The sequence below is a fragment of the Paenibacillus sp. VT-400 genome (assembly GCF_001029205.1).
In the GTDB taxonomy this organism is placed as follows: domain Bacteria; phylum Bacillota; class Bacilli; order Paenibacillales; family Paenibacillaceae; genus Paenibacillus; species Paenibacillus amylolyticus.
Genome location: NZ_LELF01000067.1, coordinates 4,157,410 through 4,173,863, shown reverse-complemented (window position 1 = coordinate 4,173,863; position 16,454 = coordinate 4,157,410). Strand labels below are relative to the sequence as shown.

Here is a 16,454-nt window from a genome sequence, read left to right as displayed (position 1 = left end):
AAAATGTTCCAAGGGTACTTCCGCGCATGATTTCACTCCTGAATTCACCAAACTGAGTTTAGAACATCGTCGACTTCTTTGATTCTTGTGACAGATGGTGTTTGAATTAGATTTCCTTTGACCATGACCATAGAGATGTCTGACAAGGCCTCGATATGTTCCAGTGGATTTTGCTCCATGATAATCAGATCGGCATGTTTTCCGATATCCACCGTCCCTGTAACATCGTCAACACCGAGGATCTTTGCATTGGTTCGAGTCACCATGTCGATGACCTGTTTGTTGTTCAGGTTGGCCTGTCTCATGTAGTGGTCCATCTCTCTCCACATATCATAGTGAGTCACGTAAGGCATAGCGGCATCGGTGCCAATCCCGATGGTGATGTCGTTTTCGATCGCTTGTATTACGCCCTTGAGCATTGAATCGTAGACGAGTCTGGAATTCTCTTTTACCGTTGCACTTACCTTCGTTACGCTCGTATCCAGTGAAGCGGAGGGATAAGCGGCTTGCAGGGTGGGGATGAGTGCGGTGTAGCCATTCAAGGCATTGGGATTATTTTTGTACAAACGAATGATTTCGTCATCCATCTCCGAACCGTGCTCAATGGTATCGACGCCACCTTGTAACGCAACCCGTACGCCTTCCGTGCTCTCCACATGCGCTACCACCCGCAAACCAATCTTATGCGCTTCATCGCAGATCGCCGCAACTTCGTCCACCGTCATCTGTAAACGGCCAGCCTAGCCGACTATTTTCGCATCCGTCACACCACCCGTCACACAGATTTTGATCAGATCCACGCCGTGTTTCACATTAATGCGTACATTTTTTCGTGCTTCCCACGGAGAGTCACCAACCAGAGCCAGAAATGGAGCACCGTGCCCACCCGTGACACTTAGGAAAAACCCGGAGACGAGCAGATTGGGGCCGACAAAGTCGCCGTTATTAATCTCATCCCGCAGCTGGACATCCGTGTAAAAGAATTCCCCCACACTGCGCATCGTTGTTACACCCGCATGGAGTGCGGTCAGTGCATTGCGTTTCATGCGTTTTTTCAAAACGTTTCTGCCAAACTTCGTGTTCAATATTCGATCATAGGCAAACTGCAACAAGCCTTCACTGACCGAGAGACTGAACGGTTTTCCATCTGCAAAGAGGTGCACGTGTGCATTGATCAGTCCTGGCATTACGTATTTTCCTGAGAGGTCGATGGTTGTGTAGTGACTTGGGATATGCAAATCGTTATCTCGGCCGATATCCTGAATAAGTCCTTGTTCATTGACGAGAATCGTCATGTTTTTTTGCAGATTGCGGCTTGAGTCGCCATGGATCAGATTGACATTTTTTAATGCGTAAGCGGTGTTCATGTTGTGTTCCTCCTTAGAATGTGGGTGAGGTGAGTAGTTAGGGTAACGAAGATGCTTGTTTCAATAATGAATTATTTATTCATTATTGAAACAAAAAAATAAAGCGACTTAATGTTAGATATTTTTTTGCGTGCAAACCAAGTGAAATTGATCTGATCTGCACGCTTTGTCTAACCAGCATAAGTGATGAGGTGGAGCGTTATTCGTTGAGACTCTTCATACCGTACAGTCTGTATACATACAACGCTTCGAATATTTGCTTCCGGCTGTCCTCCCTCATATCCCGCTTCAATAGATCCAGGTTCATGTCGATCACGTTGTGCGCGAGGATGTTCAACAAGATCAAGTTCTCTTCGGTGCCAATCTCATACCGTTTATATTGATTTTTGAGATAGGCCTTCTTGGTATCGATCATCAGCTCGACAAGCTCATTCTTGGCGTTGTTGTAGATGGTGCCTTTATTCTTTTCAAAGATGATGACAATCTGATTCCGGTATTTACGTAACACATCCACCTGTTCCTGCAACAGCGCCGACTTTTGCTCGCTATCCGTTTCCTCGAACAGGGTCTGATTATCAAAGTGAATCGTCTCCACCAGCACATTTTTCAAATAATCCACCAGATCCGGTGGCACGACGGCGTAGAAGAGTTCTTTCTTGTTCTTGAAATAAGTATAGATATTGCCCACGGAAATATTGATCTCATTTGCGATATCGCTCATCTTGGCATCCACATAGCCCTTTTCAAAAAAGACCTTGAGCGCCGCATATTCAATCTCTTTCCTGACTTCGTCTTTCTTGGCTTGCACCATCGGAAACGTCTCCTTAATAGTGAATGAATGATTCGTTATTAGGGTAGACCTTTTTGAGGGGAATGTCAAATGAGTAAAACAAAAGTGATTTATATGGCTTATTTCACCTACAGTAGACATGTTTACTATGATATACTAAGCTTGTTGTTTAATTAACAATTTTTGAGTGAATTAGTGTAATCAAGGGGTATGATTTATTATATATTAAAAGAGGAAATAGAATCCGTGATGAAGTGAGTGATTGTATTGAAATCTAATTATTACACACTAATTAAAGTCTTCATTTTAGGGGTTCTCATGTCAGAAACAAGTTTGATTGTAAGCGTATTATTCAAATCTTTTTATAACATTTCATTGCAAAATGGTAAATTGACCTACTTTTTTGTAATTCTTTTATGTTATTTGGTTGTAGTTTTTTTTGTTATAAAAAATAATAATATTCTTAGAAAACTTAAGTTTGTAATTGATAGTAAACGTTTAGATTTATTAATCATTCTTTTTACAGGAATATTTGTATTAATATCAATAAATGGAATTGGGATTTTATTTTTAAATAATAAGCTTGTAAAACTACAATGGTTTCATATGTTTTTATTACTAATTCTGCCCATAGTTTTTTTTGTAGCAAACAATGTGAAAAAAAATCAAACTAAACGTATAAAGAAAGCTGAGAATAAATCTGGTTTTATGAGTGATTTGGAAGTTATAACACAAAAAGAAGATGCATTTGAATTTGCAGATTTAGCAAGGAAATTTTCTGATAGGGTTTTTAATTACGGATCATATGAAAGTCTCGTCTTTGGAGTAGATGCACCATGGGGGACTGGGAAGTCAACTTTCATTAATCTGTGTGTGGAAAATTGGGAGAAGGATCATAAAGAAAAAATCATAATATATAAATTTGATGTTATGAAATTTGAGAGTAATGATAATATTCTAAATAAGTTTGTAGATGGGCTTATAAAGGTGATAAGAGGAAACTTCTTTGCTCCAGAACTCGAAACATTATTTGCTAGATATCTAAAAATTCTGAATGATTCGAAAACGACCTTTTCAATTTTTGGAGTAAGATTCGGTATTCCTTCTGACAACTTATCAATAGATAAGACCTTAGAAAAGTTAGAGGATTTTTTGAAAGGAATGGATCGTAAAATTATCATTATAGTAGATGATCTGGACAGACTTAATTTTTCTAGTGTTAAGGAAGTTTTATATGTAATAAAAAAATCATTCGTCCTTCCCAATATGACCTACATACTATGCTACGATACTGAGAATATTTCTATTAATGAAAATCAAAAATTAGATGCGGAGAAAACTATAGAGTTTTTAGAAAAATTTATAAACATAAAGTATAGTTTATTTCTAGATCCTTCATTGCTTTTAAATTACTTCACTGATTATAAGAACAAAGCTGCTTCAAGAATTAAATTAGGAAACGCCGATTTAGTGTCGGTGGCATCTGAAGGGCTGAAAGATATATTTAATTCCAAAGAGTACGATCAATATGTTTCTTTCGTGGGGAATGCAAGAAAAATTAAAAGATTAGTTAACACCATATTGTTACTAGAATTAGATAAAGTTGATTATACTGTAATGGACTTTAATAAGTATGATTTAATTCACTTGATAATAATATATGTTAATTATCCAAATATTTTTAGGAAGATATATGACTCGGAAAATGGTAGGAATTTTGGGTATTTCTCAGTCGTCACAAAATACGATGATTACTACCCTATGGACGAAGGGAAATCGCCAAGCTCTGATTACAAAAATTCAACAAGATACACAGATTATGTACAGACTCTAAATTCAAATCAAAAATTTATACTTAATAAAGTGTTTGATACTAAAGAGAGACTGCAAAAAAATAAATTTCCTAGTCTCTCAAATGAAGCTCATTCTTCGTATGCTTGTTTTAATAAGCATCGTAGGAATCTAAATAGATATCTAGATCTTATTGTAAAATCAACTATTACGTCTGAAAATGATCATTATAAATTTTATGTAACTTTGAAAAATCAAATATTCAAAGAGAAAGTAAAAATATCAGAGGTATTAGAAAAACAACTATTTGTTAATCCTGAATTCAATAATAAACAATTATGGAGTATCATTGTTAATGAGCCGTATGTCACTTTTTCTCCTGAAAAAGTTAAGGAGATTATATTATATTTATTAGAGATACTACCAAAACATTCTATTTTAGAAATTGATTCTACGAGCGATGGACTCAGAAATTTTATGTATCCTTTTTTTATAGCAAAACTATTAAATGATGTTGGTTGGCTAGAAGAGAAAGCGAATCTAAACAGAGAAACTAAGAGTGATGTAAAGAGAATTGCTGAGTGGATTTTTGGTGAGAAAGATTTTTCTGAAATAGGTATATTGGATACACTGTTTAAGTCAGAAAAAGGAGTTTTGGGGCTGCACGATTTATTACAATTTCGTTCTAATTGTAATTCTGGAAGAAGAGGTGATTTTTACACTCTCTTAAGGTCGTTATCTACACATGGGAAGAACAATAATCCTGTTGAAGGTGATGTAAAGGATGTAACTATTGGAGAAATGAGAGAAATTTCGCAAGTAGTGTTTAATATGTTTAAGAAGCAATATATCAATGAATCGAGGAATATCTTCGAAGATGTAATTAATCTCTCAGGTAGCGATTTATGTGGAGAAGAGTACGAATATATTAAATCAAAAATTAAAGAAGAAGAACTTAATAAAAAAGTTATGGGAATGAAACCGAGACTTCTTCATTATATTCTTTATCAATTAGGTTGTAAGGACCAATCAGATGGACTTGGCTGTGGTTTCTATGATGAATCAGGATATGAAGATCAAGGCTCGATTCACACTGCAGTTAATAAGTATCTATTTGATATTTGTTTTAATTCTAGTTTAGATTCCAAAGGGTATGATTACTTTTTATTTTTCCTTTTTATAAACTATGATCCTAAGTCCAGTTACGTGTCTAGTGAAATTCCTTCAATAGATCAATTTACAAAAGTCTTGAATAAAGAAGAGCTTAAAAATTACTGGATAGCTAATAAAGATAATATTAAAAAGAGAGATATGCCTTGGAAAGACACGTTTTCGATGGGTTCATATGAAACAACTTATACTGCACATATTCAAGATCTCTTTAAATTACTAGACCAATTATAAAAGTCAGATTATCAAAATCGGAGCATTGAAAGTGAAGTGAATAGTCACAAATTCCTATTCACTTCAAAACAGAACGGAAATGGTATCATATTAATTCTAAAAAAAGAACGAGGTGCTAAATCATATATGGAGGCATTATATAATCCTGCTATTGCTTTATCGGGATTTGTGGGCACAGTTATTCTCTCTTTAGTTGCTACATATTCTAAGCTCAAAAAAAATCCATTGCGTTTTTTTGTTTCGCTTGAGGAACTACAGTATATGAGTAGTGGGATGAAGTTACTAAGATTCTTATATCTATCATTTTTATTAGTTGTAATTTGTGGAGGCTACTCTGTTCTTCTTACTTCTGTCTTTCTTAATTGGATAAACAACGAGATCATGTATATATTTAGAAAAGTCCCTTCAACACTCAGTTATTTGTTCTTATTGTTTTCTATTGTACAACTGTTCTCTTTTCAAAGAGTTCAAAGTATTATAAGTAACTGGACTCACAGAAAAAATACGGCATCCAGAAGGAAAATAGTAATACCAGCATTTATGTCTTTAATCATTATTTATATGGTTCACTATTCCATATTTTATGGTTGGTTAATTAATAGGACTTTAATTACCCAAGGTACTGAACTTGGTTTAGATTATGTTGAATCTACTGAAATAATTTTGTCAATTAAAAAGTTTGATCTCTCTACAATTTTCTTCTTATTAGTTCTCACAGTGGTATACTTTCTATTGCTTCTAAGGATAAAAAATTTATTTAAGTATCTTGGTCACTCAAAGATATCTTTTGACATTAAACTGAAAAGTGGAATGATTTTTTCCAATAAGCAAATATTACATATAGATTTAGAGAAGAGCTATTTAATTTCAAATTCAACAAATATATTTGACGTAGGTAAGCTTTTAGTACCTAAAGATAATATTGAATATATAAGTTCTAACAATTATTACTCAAGTTTAGGAAGAGAAACTCTAATTAAAGACACAGAACATTTGAGTATGCAGAATTATAACCCAGGAGAAATTTCTATAATAAATTCAATTATTAAAAAGAATAAAATATTTAATGTGAAGTGAATATAAAACTTGTTTAATATTGTTACGTTGTTGCGTACCACACTTTTTTCTTCGTTGTGTTAACCTCTTTAAACAAAGGAGTGATGACATGACAAGTACCAACAGCGACGACTTAACTTTGCAGTACACACAACTAGCCCAACAGGAAGACGATTACGTTGATCAACTCATCACATGCAACAAACTCATCCTAGATGCCATGGACATCATCGCAAAGCAGGCAGGTGTGCTAGAGATGGATACCGTGAAACAAGCAGCATATCACCTACATGCCATGGAACAGGATTTGAATCGAAAGTTATTTGAAGTTCGACTGGAGAAGAGCATCTTGGCAAATCAAATGAGCCAGTCTACATAAAACCACTTTAACTAAAGGACAGTGCAGGGTCACACAAGATGATCTTGCACTGTCTTTTTGTCTGTCCATCCAAACGTTTTTCGCTCTGAATTAAGCATTGACTTTCCTCCCAATTCCCCCTACACTTCAATTATTAAAATACTTTTAAAAACATTCATTGAATGGTTCGAAATGAACGAAAGGAGGCATACAACTAACTATGCTACCCACATCACACAACACCCAGCAGGTGAAGCGCATTAACGTTGAACTGGTGAAGAATACACTCCGATCCATGGGCGTAGGCACGAAGGCTTCGATTGCAAACCTGACGAAACTCAGCGTTGCGACATGCGGTACGATCCTGAATGAATTACTCCAAACAGGTGAGATTATCGATCTGGGCCCGGATGAATCGAGTGGGGGAAGACCTGCGAGTCGGTATCAATTCAACGCGGATTACGCCAGTGTATTGTGCCTGATTATTCGGACAGAGGGCGGCGTTCACTCGATTACACATACATATGCCAATCTAAACGGGGAAATGGCGGACGAACAGACACTCTTGTTAAATGAGATCAATGTCCCGGTGGTAGAGGATCTGATTGCAAATCTGATCGAACCATACCACAATGTACAGGCGATTGGGATCGGCATACCTGGGGTGGCGCACAACGGCGTGATTGGAATTTGCGATGTACCGGAGCTGATGTATCAGCCACTCGGCCCAAGGCTTAAGGAGCAATATGAAGACGTGGAAGTGGTCATTGGCAACGACATGAACTTGACCGTTTACGGACTTTACAACCAGCAGCAATTTGAGGAAGAGAAGAACTTTGCGGTAGTTACGTTTCCGGAGAACCATTTTCCGGGTGCAGGTTTTATTATTGATGGTCGTCCGCTGACCGGGAACACGCAATTTGGGGGCGAGGTGTCCTTCTTACCTTTTGGCGTGTCACGGGAAGAGCAGTTGCGAATGTTGGAAACGACGGAAGGGTTGCAGGAACTCGTCACAAAGACGCTGATTTCCATCATTGCAATTATCAACCCGGCAGCGATTGTCGTTACGGGCGATACTATGGACCCGGCTATGCGGGATGACCTGTTACAAGGCTGTCTGGATCACCTGATCCCACAGGAGCATTTGCCGGAGTTGATCATCCAAAGAGACACACGACGCGAATATGTGACCGGGCTGGTCGCTGTTACGTTGGAGAGCCTAACTTACCGCATTCAGGTGGTTGAGAAGCAGTGGTAAAGGAACTGAACGTCAATCAGAAGAATGATCTTTCATCAGATCACTGAGTTGTAATAACCCTTTTATATAAGTGAACTATTTCATTAAACAGGTAACGGAGAGGACAGAAAAAACCTGAAAAAGCGAAGCGGTCGCCTTTATCACCGGATTTTCCCTTTGGAGAAGGGAATTCAAAAAATCTGGGGATAACAGCGATTGGAAGGTTATTCTGTCATTGGAGTGTCCAGTTTATGACCCTTGTTTCAACTTATATAGACACAATGGAGGAACTTGTATTGAATCAGCAAGCAGGTACGCAAGGGAACAAACGAAAGTTCAACAAGCTGTACGCCATGCAACTGGCAACGATTTTTCTTGGATTTATCGTATTTGGCATATCAGAAAATATTAAGGGGCCGGCCATTCCGCGCATTCAATTCGACTTTAATCTGGATGAGAAACAGCTCGGGACGTTATTGTCCCTGAACGCACTAGGCTACCTGATCGCCTGCTCCTTCACGGCTATTCTGGTTCGCAAATGGGGCATCAAGGCGGTTAGCATCATATCGTTTGCATCGATGATCTTATCGGGTGTGTTCATTTACATGTCTCATAACTATCCACTCTTTGCTTCTTCATACTTCTTCATGTACATCGGTAACGGCATGCTGGAGATTGCTTTGGCGATTCTGGGTGCGCGGATCTTTGTGAAAAACACAGGTACGATGATGAACCTGTCCCACTTCTTCTATGGGCTGAGTTCAACGGTGGCGCCTTTATTGGCGACAGGTGTGATGTCTTTGCGCGTGTTTGGACACGAACTGGACTGGCGCGGCATGTATCTGGTGATGTTGTCACTCTGTCTGCTGCCGATCATTGCGGCGTTGCGCAGCAAGTTTCCGGGGGATGACCTTCCTCATGAGGATCGGACTTCACTGAAGACGTTAACACGTGATCCTGCCCTTTGGCTGATGGTGCTCATTCTTTCTTTTGGCGTGGTATCGGAGCTGGCGGTTGGGGGTTGGCTGGTTAATTTCCTGGAAAAAGCCTACACGTGGGACACGGTCAAAGCCTCCGGGTTATTATCTGCGTTCTTCCTCACATTCTCGCTGGGACGCTTGCTGCTTGGACCATTGACGGACCGGATCGGATTTGTATTGTCACTGATTCTGTTCTCGGCTTTCTCGGGAGTATGTACGTTCGTGGCGCTTGCAGGGGGAGAGCGTCTTGCGATTTTCTTTGCGATATCTGGCGCAGGTATTGCGATGATCTATCCAACAGTTATGGCGTTTATCGCACGCAGATATCCAAACGGCAGTGACACCGCGATTACGTTCACGGTTACCTTGATGGGGGTTGGTAGTGTCATCGGTAACTATGTAATTGGTTGGGTGATTGAAGGTGTGAAGAATCTGTACGGTTCAACGACTCAGTTGGGGCTGCTGCGCGGACTTCAGGCGGGATATGGATTCATTGGTTTATGTGCTGTGATCTGTGCGGCATCTGGCGTAGTGTTGTATGTGTATTTGAAAAGAAGGCAGGAACTGATTTAGAAATCAATTGAAATGATAAAGCCCCACTGATCGCCATGATCCGTGGGGCTTTGCTTATGAATATACGAGTAGATTAGTACGGTATATCATCTATCACTAGTATCTTAACAAATCATAACCACAGGTCATGTAGAGTAAGGACTTTTTTCATCATATACCAGCCACTCTACTATACAGTCTGCATTTCCTCAACAAGCCTATGACTTGTTCAAAGCCGTTCTTCTTTTCCAACGTTTCAAAAGCACATACAATCCAAAGGCACCTAAGAAAACCACCGCTGCCGGAACGATATAAGGCTTAACAATCTCGTCCACATGCTCCCATTGAGAGCCTAATTTAAATCCTAAGTAAATGTACAATGAAGTAATCGGAAGCATGGCCAAGAATGTAAAGATACTGAATTTAAACACATTCATTTTCGCCATACCGCAAGGAATCGAGATCACGGTCCGAATACCTGGTACAAAACGTCCATAGAAAGCTACCCCGCTGCCATATTTCTCGAAGAACTTATCGGAAGCGTCCAGATGGTGGGGGCGAATCAAGAAATACTTACCGTATTTTTCGACCATGGGTCTGCCGCCGTATCGTCCCAGGGCATACAACGTCAGAGGTCCAAACGTTCCGCCTACGGTACCCGCCAGAATTGCTAGCCAAAGCTTCATATCCCCAAGATACACCCAATATCCCGCCATGGGCAGTACAAGTTCAGCGGGTACGAATTCAAACGACAAGGCAATAACGAGACCTGCGTATGACAAATCTTTAAAAAAGAGTATAAATTGCGTGATCCATTCTGTCATGCTTTCCCTCCATGAATCTATCTTTTTTTATATATAAAAGAAACACTCCTGTACAAAGAGTAACAATAGCGAATAGAGCTTGTCAAAGTTCACATGAATGTCCATTTCAGGACACACTGCGGCAATATGTTTACCCGTACATAAGGGTTGCATGGATTCATTGACACTTCATACAGAACTGGATACCGAAGCAATGATATAATGCTCTGAAAATGCTTCCAATATAGTATGATAAGACTATCACTAGCTTCTTCACCATCCTGTACATAAAGAGAAGGAGATCAGAACATGACCGTAACTTCGATTATCAACCAGATCCATATTATTGAATACGATCCCTCTTAATCTGCTGTGCGCAAGACCGTGGAGGCCGGATGGCCGACGGCAGTGTGGTTTTGATTTCTTTGACTATACGTGGAAAAAGGGAGATGTCTCCCTGCGGGCTGAATTTGAAAAGTCGGGTTGCGGGCTGACTGCCCTCGAAACACCGGATTACGAAATCTCTACAGAGGTCGATGATCATGATCTGGTTTTCGGTTCCAGCTATAAGGTTCGCTATCGCATTAAGAACACTTCTGCGTCCGAACTGGCAGTCGAGATCAAGGCACATTATACAAGGGTAAGCTACCGAGGGACTATAGCTCCATAAAACAGGGGCAGTCTGGACTTCATTTTTTTCGTCTAAGGCTTACAGCTGTTTTTCATTGTTGGGGATGATCTGACTGGGAAACCTCGTTTCGACCAAACGAGGGTTTTTATATGCTCATTTTGCTTTATAGCAATGGTATATCTATTCGTAATCATAGGCTGTACAATCATTATTTTATGGTTGAATACAATGTATCCTTTTATTGTTTCATGTATATCATATAGATATACAACTGTAGGGAGGTGAGGTATAATTGGAGCATCAATCAAACGAAAGGCGTGGGATTGCCATGACTACAGCCACACTTAGCAAATGGGGAAATAGCAGTGCAATTCGCATTCCTAACCAATTGCTTAAGCGTCTTAATCTGGAAGAAGGCTCGGAAATTGAGATTTTGGTGACAGAAGATAATGAATTGTTGTTGCGTCCAAAAACCAAGCCTGTAGAGTCCAATGAGGAACTACGTAACCATCTAAAGACTTTGCTCTCTAAAGTGAAACAGGATACAAGACATGAAGAAATAGACTTTGGTACTGAAGGGAACGAGTTACTTTGATTATTCCCAAACGAGGCGATCTGATATGGCTTGACTTTGATCCTCAAGCGGGTCACGAGCAAGCCGGGAGACGACCGGCTATTGTTCTATCGGAACTTGAATTCAATGAAATAACGGGTTTTGCCGTTGTATGTCCCATAACGAGCCAAGCCAAGGATTATCCTTTTGAAGTTACACTACCAGAAGAGCTGCCATTTTCAGGTGTTGTTTTGACGGATCAGTTGAAGAGTCTTGATGTGCGGCAACGACGTATCCAAATTGCGGGGCATGCCGAACCAACCTCTGAATTTATGAAATCAGTTCTACGCAATGTCCGTTCTATATTGGCATAATTGAAAATTAGTAGCTGATCATATTCCTAAATCCACGTCTAACTAAAAGACGTGGATTTTTTCTTTCATGCCTAAATAGATTCGTCCATCCTTGACGCTTCTAACAAGAGCTTCCGAAAGGCACATATAAGTTGGAAAGAAAGATTTTTAATTCTCTGAAAATGCTTCCATTTATAGTATGATAAGACTATCGCTAGCTTCTTCAAACATGGCCTGTATTATCTCTGCGGCTATCGGGCAAAGGCCATATCGAAAGTTCACAAAGACCATCCTGTACATAAAGAGAAGGAGATCAGAACATGACTATAACTTCGATTATCGATCAAATCCATATTATTGAATACGATCCCTCTTATGCTGCCGCACTCGCGGATATGTGGAACCGTAGTAATGAAAGCTGGGGAGGCGGCACCAATCTTAGAACAGAGGAAACAGTTCGCCGCGAGATGGAGAGTTCGTCCAATCTTTATGTGTTTCTAGCTGTTCATGAGCAAGAGGTTGTTGGCTTCTGCAGTTTTGCTCATTACCGCTATGACGAGAGAGCGCTATATGTACCACTGCTTAACGTACGCCCCGACTATCACGGTTATAAGGTCGGACGTAATCTGATCCTGAATGCTGTGCGCAAGACCGTAGAGGCCGGATGGCCCCGCCTGGATCTGTTCACGTGGGCAGGCAATACGAAGGCTGTACCGATGTACAAGAAATGCGGATTCTTCTGGGAGAAAAAAGATGATAATGTGCATCTGATGAATTTCATCCCTACCATCTTGCAGACCGAAGCACTCGCTCCTTATTTTGAGGAGTTGGATTGGTATGCAGACAGCACGCGTGAACTCGTGATCGAGCCGGATGGCCGACGGGAGCGCGGTTTTGATTTCTTTGACTACACGTGGAAAAAGGGAGATGTCTCCCTGCGGGCTGAATTTGAAAAGTCGGGTCGCGGGCTGACTGCCCTCGAAACACCGGATTACGAGATCTCAACAGAGGTCGACGATCATGATCTGGTTTTCGGTTCCAGCTATAAGGTTCGCTATCGCATTAAGAACACTTCTGCGTCCGAACTGGCAGTCGAGATCAAGGGTGAGGATAACAAAAACATTCGATTTGCGCTGGACGTTGCACGAGCAGTGGCTCCGGGAGAAACCATCATCGTGGAAGGTGAGTTTCACGTTGATCCAATTACAGAGGAACAGAATAACAATAAGACTCATCCCGTGGTTGCCAGCACCTGGTTGATCGGCGGTAAGAAAGCGGAGTTCAGGTTAGGTATTGCCCCGAAATTCCCGGCCAAGATCAAGACTATCCTGCCTGTGAAGGAGCTTTATCCAGGCGTCCCGGCTGAGTTGGTTCTGAACGTGGAAAATAATGTGGATGCCGAAACGGAGTTCAGCTTAGACCTGCCTGAGGATGAATTCCTTGAATGGGCGGAGCGTGCGGTGCGCTTTACGGTGCCAGCCAAAGGCAAAGTGTCTGTGCCAGTACGGTTCACCTTGCGTTCATATGGTCTATATTCCCAAGAAGTAGAAGTGACGGCAGTCCCAGTGGGGAACCATGCGATCTCTTTTACAAGCAAAATTTCTGTACTGATGAAGGGAATCGAAGGTAAATATGGCGGGCAGATTGAGGATCAATGGGTGGCTGTTAATGGTGCATTCTCTATTCATATGAGCAAGCAAGATAATAACATGTGGATTGAATATCCCGGTTCCCGTCATTCATTCTGGTGGACTTATCCGAAGCTGGGTAAGCCTTTTGCCGAAGAGTTATCCAAGAAACAAGCAAAAGAAGTGAATATTTATCCCGAAGGGGAACGTCAGGTTCTTGAAGCACTGTATGACTCAGAGGATTTCCCTGGCTTGCAAATTAAGTCCGTGGTCAAGCTGTCTGCGAATGGAGTCGCCGAATTCCACCACGAGGTTGAGAATACACGAGACACCACCTGGGAAGAGGACCTGTATCTAATGAATAACTTTGGGTTCTATGGTAGCAGGTTAATTCTCCCGTACCAAGATCGTTTTGTGGATATGGGGGATTCTTACGCTGGCGATCCGAGCCATTGGGACAGCGCCCAAATCACGGAGAACTGGCTGTTCTGTAAGGAGGAGTATGGTGCCAGCGGTATATATTGGGACCCTTCTCTGAAGTTGCTTCGCCCGGAATACACGCTGGGGTTTCAGCATGAGCTTGGCCGTATTCCCGCAGGAGCCGTTGTGCGGACAAAAGCAACTGTATATGCTTTGAACACGTTTGCCAAATGGTCGGATTTCCGTGCGTTTGCACGGAAGCAGCGTAACCCGGTCATTCCGTTGCTGGACAGTCATCTGGATCTGACACTGAGTGAGGGGAATCCATTTGCCCCGGACGTGCTGCAAGCAACGTTGAGTGAACACAAACTGGTTCCGCTTGCGGGCAAGCTGGAGCTATATGTGCAGCAGGGTGGCAAACCGGAGGTTATGGCCAATGCGAAGGAATTCAATCCGGAGCAGAATCTAAACTCAGCCAAGCTGACATTCTCACCAGACGAAGCGGACCGAGACCAGCACGCGAGTGGTTGGAAAGTTCGTGGGCTATACCGGGGCGAAGATCGGATTCAGGAGCGAACTGCCCTTTGGTTCCCACAGAGCGGAACAGAGGTGAAGCAGATGATTGAAGAAGGTTCATCTGGACCTTTGTACAGCGTAGACAATGGGGTGTTGTCGATCGCTGTTGCTCCTGAATTCGGGAGTGTAGTACACTCCCTGAAATATGCAGGAGAAGAATGGCTGGATAGCTCGTACCCTGAACCGGCTCCACGCTCGTGGTGGAATCCGTGGTACGGCGGATTGGGTGTGGGGGTTCCAGGCATGAATGGTTTCAGCCGCCAGTTGGAACAGAGAGCCGCTTCCTGGACAGAGCAGAAGGATCAATACAGCAACGTCTGGAAGGGTATAAAGCTGACCACCCGGATTGAGAAGCATAAAGCGAATCGGGGAATCACGATCCACCAGCATTATCTGATGCTGCCCGGTGTTCCTGTGCTATGCACGCTGCTTGCCGTGACAAACGAAAGTGGCCTGACGCTGACGGATTACTCGCTTGCGGAGGAACGTTTCCTCCGGCCTTCATCTGTCTTCGCGGAAGGTTGGATAGAACAACCGGGTAAAGATCGATTCCCGCTGGGCAAGGTGGATGTGGGCCTTCCACTTGAAGACCTTTTGCGAGTAGGATCGGTTTCGCGTGAAAACATGCTGCATGCGGTACATCGTTACCCGAATCAGAGTGCATGGGGGTTTGCCAATAATCAGGTGACTGGTCTGAATGTTCATCATCATCTGACACTCCAGCAGGGGGAGACGGTCTGGACGGAGCCGACGTATCTGGTTCTGGGACCAATCCCGCTAAGTTCACCGGATGTGCAGGACCTTCTCAAACTTAATTTTGCAACTTCTACCGATGAAAAGGAGGCTTCACATGCCGATCATTGATATTCATATTCACCTGTCGGACATCGACAGCTTTCACCGAACAGCGATTGATCTGTCTAAAGTGGATTACTCTGCCGCTGGTCTTAAAGCGGAGTTTGATAAAAACGACGTCATTATGGGTATCGGAATGGGGGTTACGGAGCAGACGAAGGGAGCGTTCCCGGATTCCAGTTCACCTAACCCGATGGGACTTGATTTGGAAGAGAAGGTTCCCTCATTCCTCATGGAATGCGTGGGGATCAATCCCAATGCGCTAGACGGTGAAAACGCTCAGGACGAACTGGACCGGATTGAAGCGAGACTGCAATCCCCTGAGGTAGCCGGAATCAAACTCTATGCTGGATACTATCATCACTATGTGTACGACAAAATCTATACCCCAGTCTATGAACTCGCAGCCAAGTACAACCTGCCTGTCGTGATTCATACGGGTGACACGTACTCCATGAATGGATTGCTCAAATATTCTCATCCGTTGACGGTGGATGAATTAGCCTTGCAGCAACGTGGTGTGAACTTCATGATCTGTCATCTGGGTGATCCCTGGGTGATGGATGCAGCTGAAGTGGTGGCGAAGAATCCTAACGTGTATGCGGATTTGTCTGGTCTTGTGGTGGGGGATCGGCCCCATTTTGAACGGTTCATGAACGAGCCTTTGTTCATGGATCATTTCCGCCGGGCCTTGGTCTATTCGGATCATTACGAGAAAATGCTGTTTGGCACCGACTGGCCGCTTGCGCCCATCGATCTGTATGCCGAATTTGTCCGCCGACTTGTACCGGAACAGCATCATGATAAAGTCTTCTATGAGAATGCCTTCGGGCTGTTTCCGCGTATTGGACAGCGGATTGCCGATCTGGGGTAGAACCTAAGTACCGAATTATTAATATCTGAGGGGACGTATAGCATGCCTGTCATGAAAGCATGAATCATGTGATGTTCATGCTTAATCCCTGTCACGTAAGCTCCTGCCACTTTGCTGGCAGGAGCTTTTTTTGTTCAGGAAAACAGTGTTTAGCCATGACAGACTCCATACTCATTTGTTATCTCCTTCTTGCCTGTATTTGTTTTTGCGAATAAAGAGAACTATA

12 protein-coding genes and 1 pseudogene are annotated in these 16,454 nt (G+C 42.1%); 10 read left to right on the top strand and 3 right to left on the bottom strand.

Going from position 1 to position 16,454, the window contains the following annotated elements:
• Positions 1–44 precede the first annotated feature (44 nt).
• Positions 45–1,187: pseudogene (locus tag EL84_RS31550) on the bottom strand (metal-dependent hydrolase family protein).
• 379 nt (positions 1,188–1,566) lie between these two features.
• Entirely contained in the window at positions 1,567–2,178 is a 612-nt protein-coding gene (locus EL84_RS28915) for a TetR/AcrR family transcriptional regulator (RefSeq protein ID WP_047843951.1), read from the bottom strand.
• Positions 2,179–2,475: 297 nt separating this feature from the next.
• Between EL84_RS28915 and EL84_RS28910 the strand changes: the two genes are divergently transcribed.
• The 5 genes from EL84_RS28910 (at position 2,476) to EL84_RS28890 (ending at position 9,556) form a co-directional block, all read left to right on the top strand.
• A complete protein-coding gene (locus tag EL84_RS28910; RefSeq protein WP_082219161.1) occupies positions 2,476–5,352 on the top strand; it encodes a P-loop NTPase fold protein in 2,877 nt (958 codons plus the stop codon).
• Positions 5,353–5,478: 126 nt separating this feature from the next.
• Positions 5,479–6,429, top strand: coding sequence for a hypothetical protein (locus EL84_RS28905; protein ID WP_152683086.1), 951 nt, complete (start codon positions 5,479–5,481; stop codon positions 6,427–6,429).
• A gap of 88 nt (positions 6,430–6,517) precedes the next feature.
• Positions 6,518–6,787, top strand: coding sequence for a hypothetical protein (locus EL84_RS28900; protein ID WP_047843948.1), 270 nt, complete (start codon positions 6,518–6,520; stop codon positions 6,785–6,787).
• Positions 6,788–6,986: 199 nt separating this feature from the next.
• Positions 6,987–8,024: an ROK family protein gene (locus EL84_RS28895; protein ID WP_047843947.1), complete on the top strand. Its 1,038-nt coding sequence runs from the start codon at positions 6,987–6,989 to the stop codon at positions 8,022–8,024.
• 332 nt (positions 8,025–8,356) lie between these two features.
• Positions 8,357–9,556 (top strand): MFS transporter, encoded by a 1,200-nt coding sequence (locus EL84_RS28890; RefSeq protein WP_152683110.1) that lies wholly within the window; start codon positions 8,357–8,359, stop codon positions 9,554–9,556.
• A 197-nt stretch (positions 9,557–9,753) separates the two neighbouring features.
• On the opposite strand, the gene EL84_RS28885 is transcribed toward EL84_RS28890, so the two are convergent.
• The gene (locus EL84_RS28885; protein WP_047843946.1) at positions 9,754–10,359 is read right to left on the bottom strand and encodes a DedA family protein; all 606 of its coding nucleotides are present in this window, start codon (positions 10,357–10,359) and stop codon (positions 9,754–9,756) included.
• A gap of 325 nt (positions 10,360–10,684) precedes the next feature.
• On the opposite strand from EL84_RS28885, the gene EL84_RS31910 reads away from it, so the two are divergent.
• The 5 genes from EL84_RS31910 (at position 10,685) to EL84_RS28865 (ending at position 16,228) form a co-directional block, all read left to right on the top strand.
• On the top strand, positions 10,685–11,008 hold the full coding sequence (locus EL84_RS31910; RefSeq protein WP_152683085.1) for a hypothetical protein: 324 nt from the start codon (positions 10,685–10,687) through the stop codon (positions 11,006–11,008).
• A gap of 253 nt (positions 11,009–11,261) precedes the next feature.
• Complete coding sequence (locus tag EL84_RS28880) at positions 11,262–11,564, top strand: AbrB/MazE/SpoVT family DNA-binding domain-containing protein (protein WP_017687001.1); 303 nt, start codon at positions 11,262–11,264, stop codon at positions 11,562–11,564.
• Entirely contained in the window at positions 11,561–11,896 is a 336-nt protein-coding gene (locus EL84_RS28875) for a type II toxin-antitoxin system PemK/MazF family toxin (protein WP_017687002.1), read from the top strand. The genes EL84_RS28880 and EL84_RS28875 overlap by 4 nt, the downstream gene beginning before the upstream one ends.
• 299 nt (positions 11,897–12,195) lie before the next feature.
• On the top strand, positions 12,196–15,363 hold the full coding sequence (locus EL84_RS28870) for a GNAT family N-acetyltransferase (RefSeq protein WP_047843945.1): 3,168 nt from the start codon (positions 12,196–12,198) through the stop codon (positions 15,361–15,363).
• Complete coding sequence (locus EL84_RS28865) at positions 15,350–16,228, top strand: amidohydrolase family protein (RefSeq protein WP_047843944.1); 879 nt, start codon at positions 15,350–15,352, stop codon at positions 16,226–16,228. The genes EL84_RS28870 and EL84_RS28865 overlap by 14 nt, the downstream gene beginning before the upstream one ends.
• The last annotated feature ends 226 nt before the right edge of the window (positions 16,229–16,454 follow it).

Excerpts from the sequence above, each read along its gene's own strand:
- EL84_RS28915 (WP_047843951.1), bottom strand. The coding sequence starts at position 2,178 with ATGGTGCAAGCCAAGAAAGACGAAGTCAGGAAAGAGATTGAATATGCG.
- EL84_RS28910 (WP_082219161.1), top strand. The coding sequence starts at position 2,476 with ATGTCAGAAACAAGTTTGATTGTAAGCGTATTATTCAAATCTTTTTAT.
- EL84_RS28905 (WP_152683086.1), top strand. The coding sequence starts at position 5,479 with ATGGAGGCATTATATAATCCTGCTATTGCTTTATCGGGATTTGTGGGC.
- EL84_RS28900 (WP_047843948.1), top strand. The coding sequence starts at position 6,518 with ATGACAAGTACCAACAGCGACGACTTAACTTTGCAGTACACACAACTA.
- EL84_RS28895 (WP_047843947.1), top strand. The coding sequence starts at position 6,987 with ATGCTACCCACATCACACAACACCCAGCAGGTGAAGCGCATTAACGTT.
- EL84_RS28890 (WP_152683110.1), top strand. The coding sequence starts at position 8,357 with ATGCAACTGGCAACGATTTTTCTTGGATTTATCGTATTTGGCATATCA.
- EL84_RS28885 (WP_047843946.1), bottom strand. The coding sequence starts at position 10,359 with ATGACAGAATGGATCACGCAATTTATACTCTTTTTTAAAGATTTGTCA.
- EL84_RS28870 (WP_047843945.1), top strand. The coding sequence starts at position 12,196 with ATGACTATAACTTCGATTATCGATCAAATCCATATTATTGAATACGAT.
- EL84_RS28865 (WP_047843944.1), top strand. The coding sequence starts at position 15,350 with ATGCCGATCATTGATATTCATATTCACCTGTCGGACATCGACAGCTTT.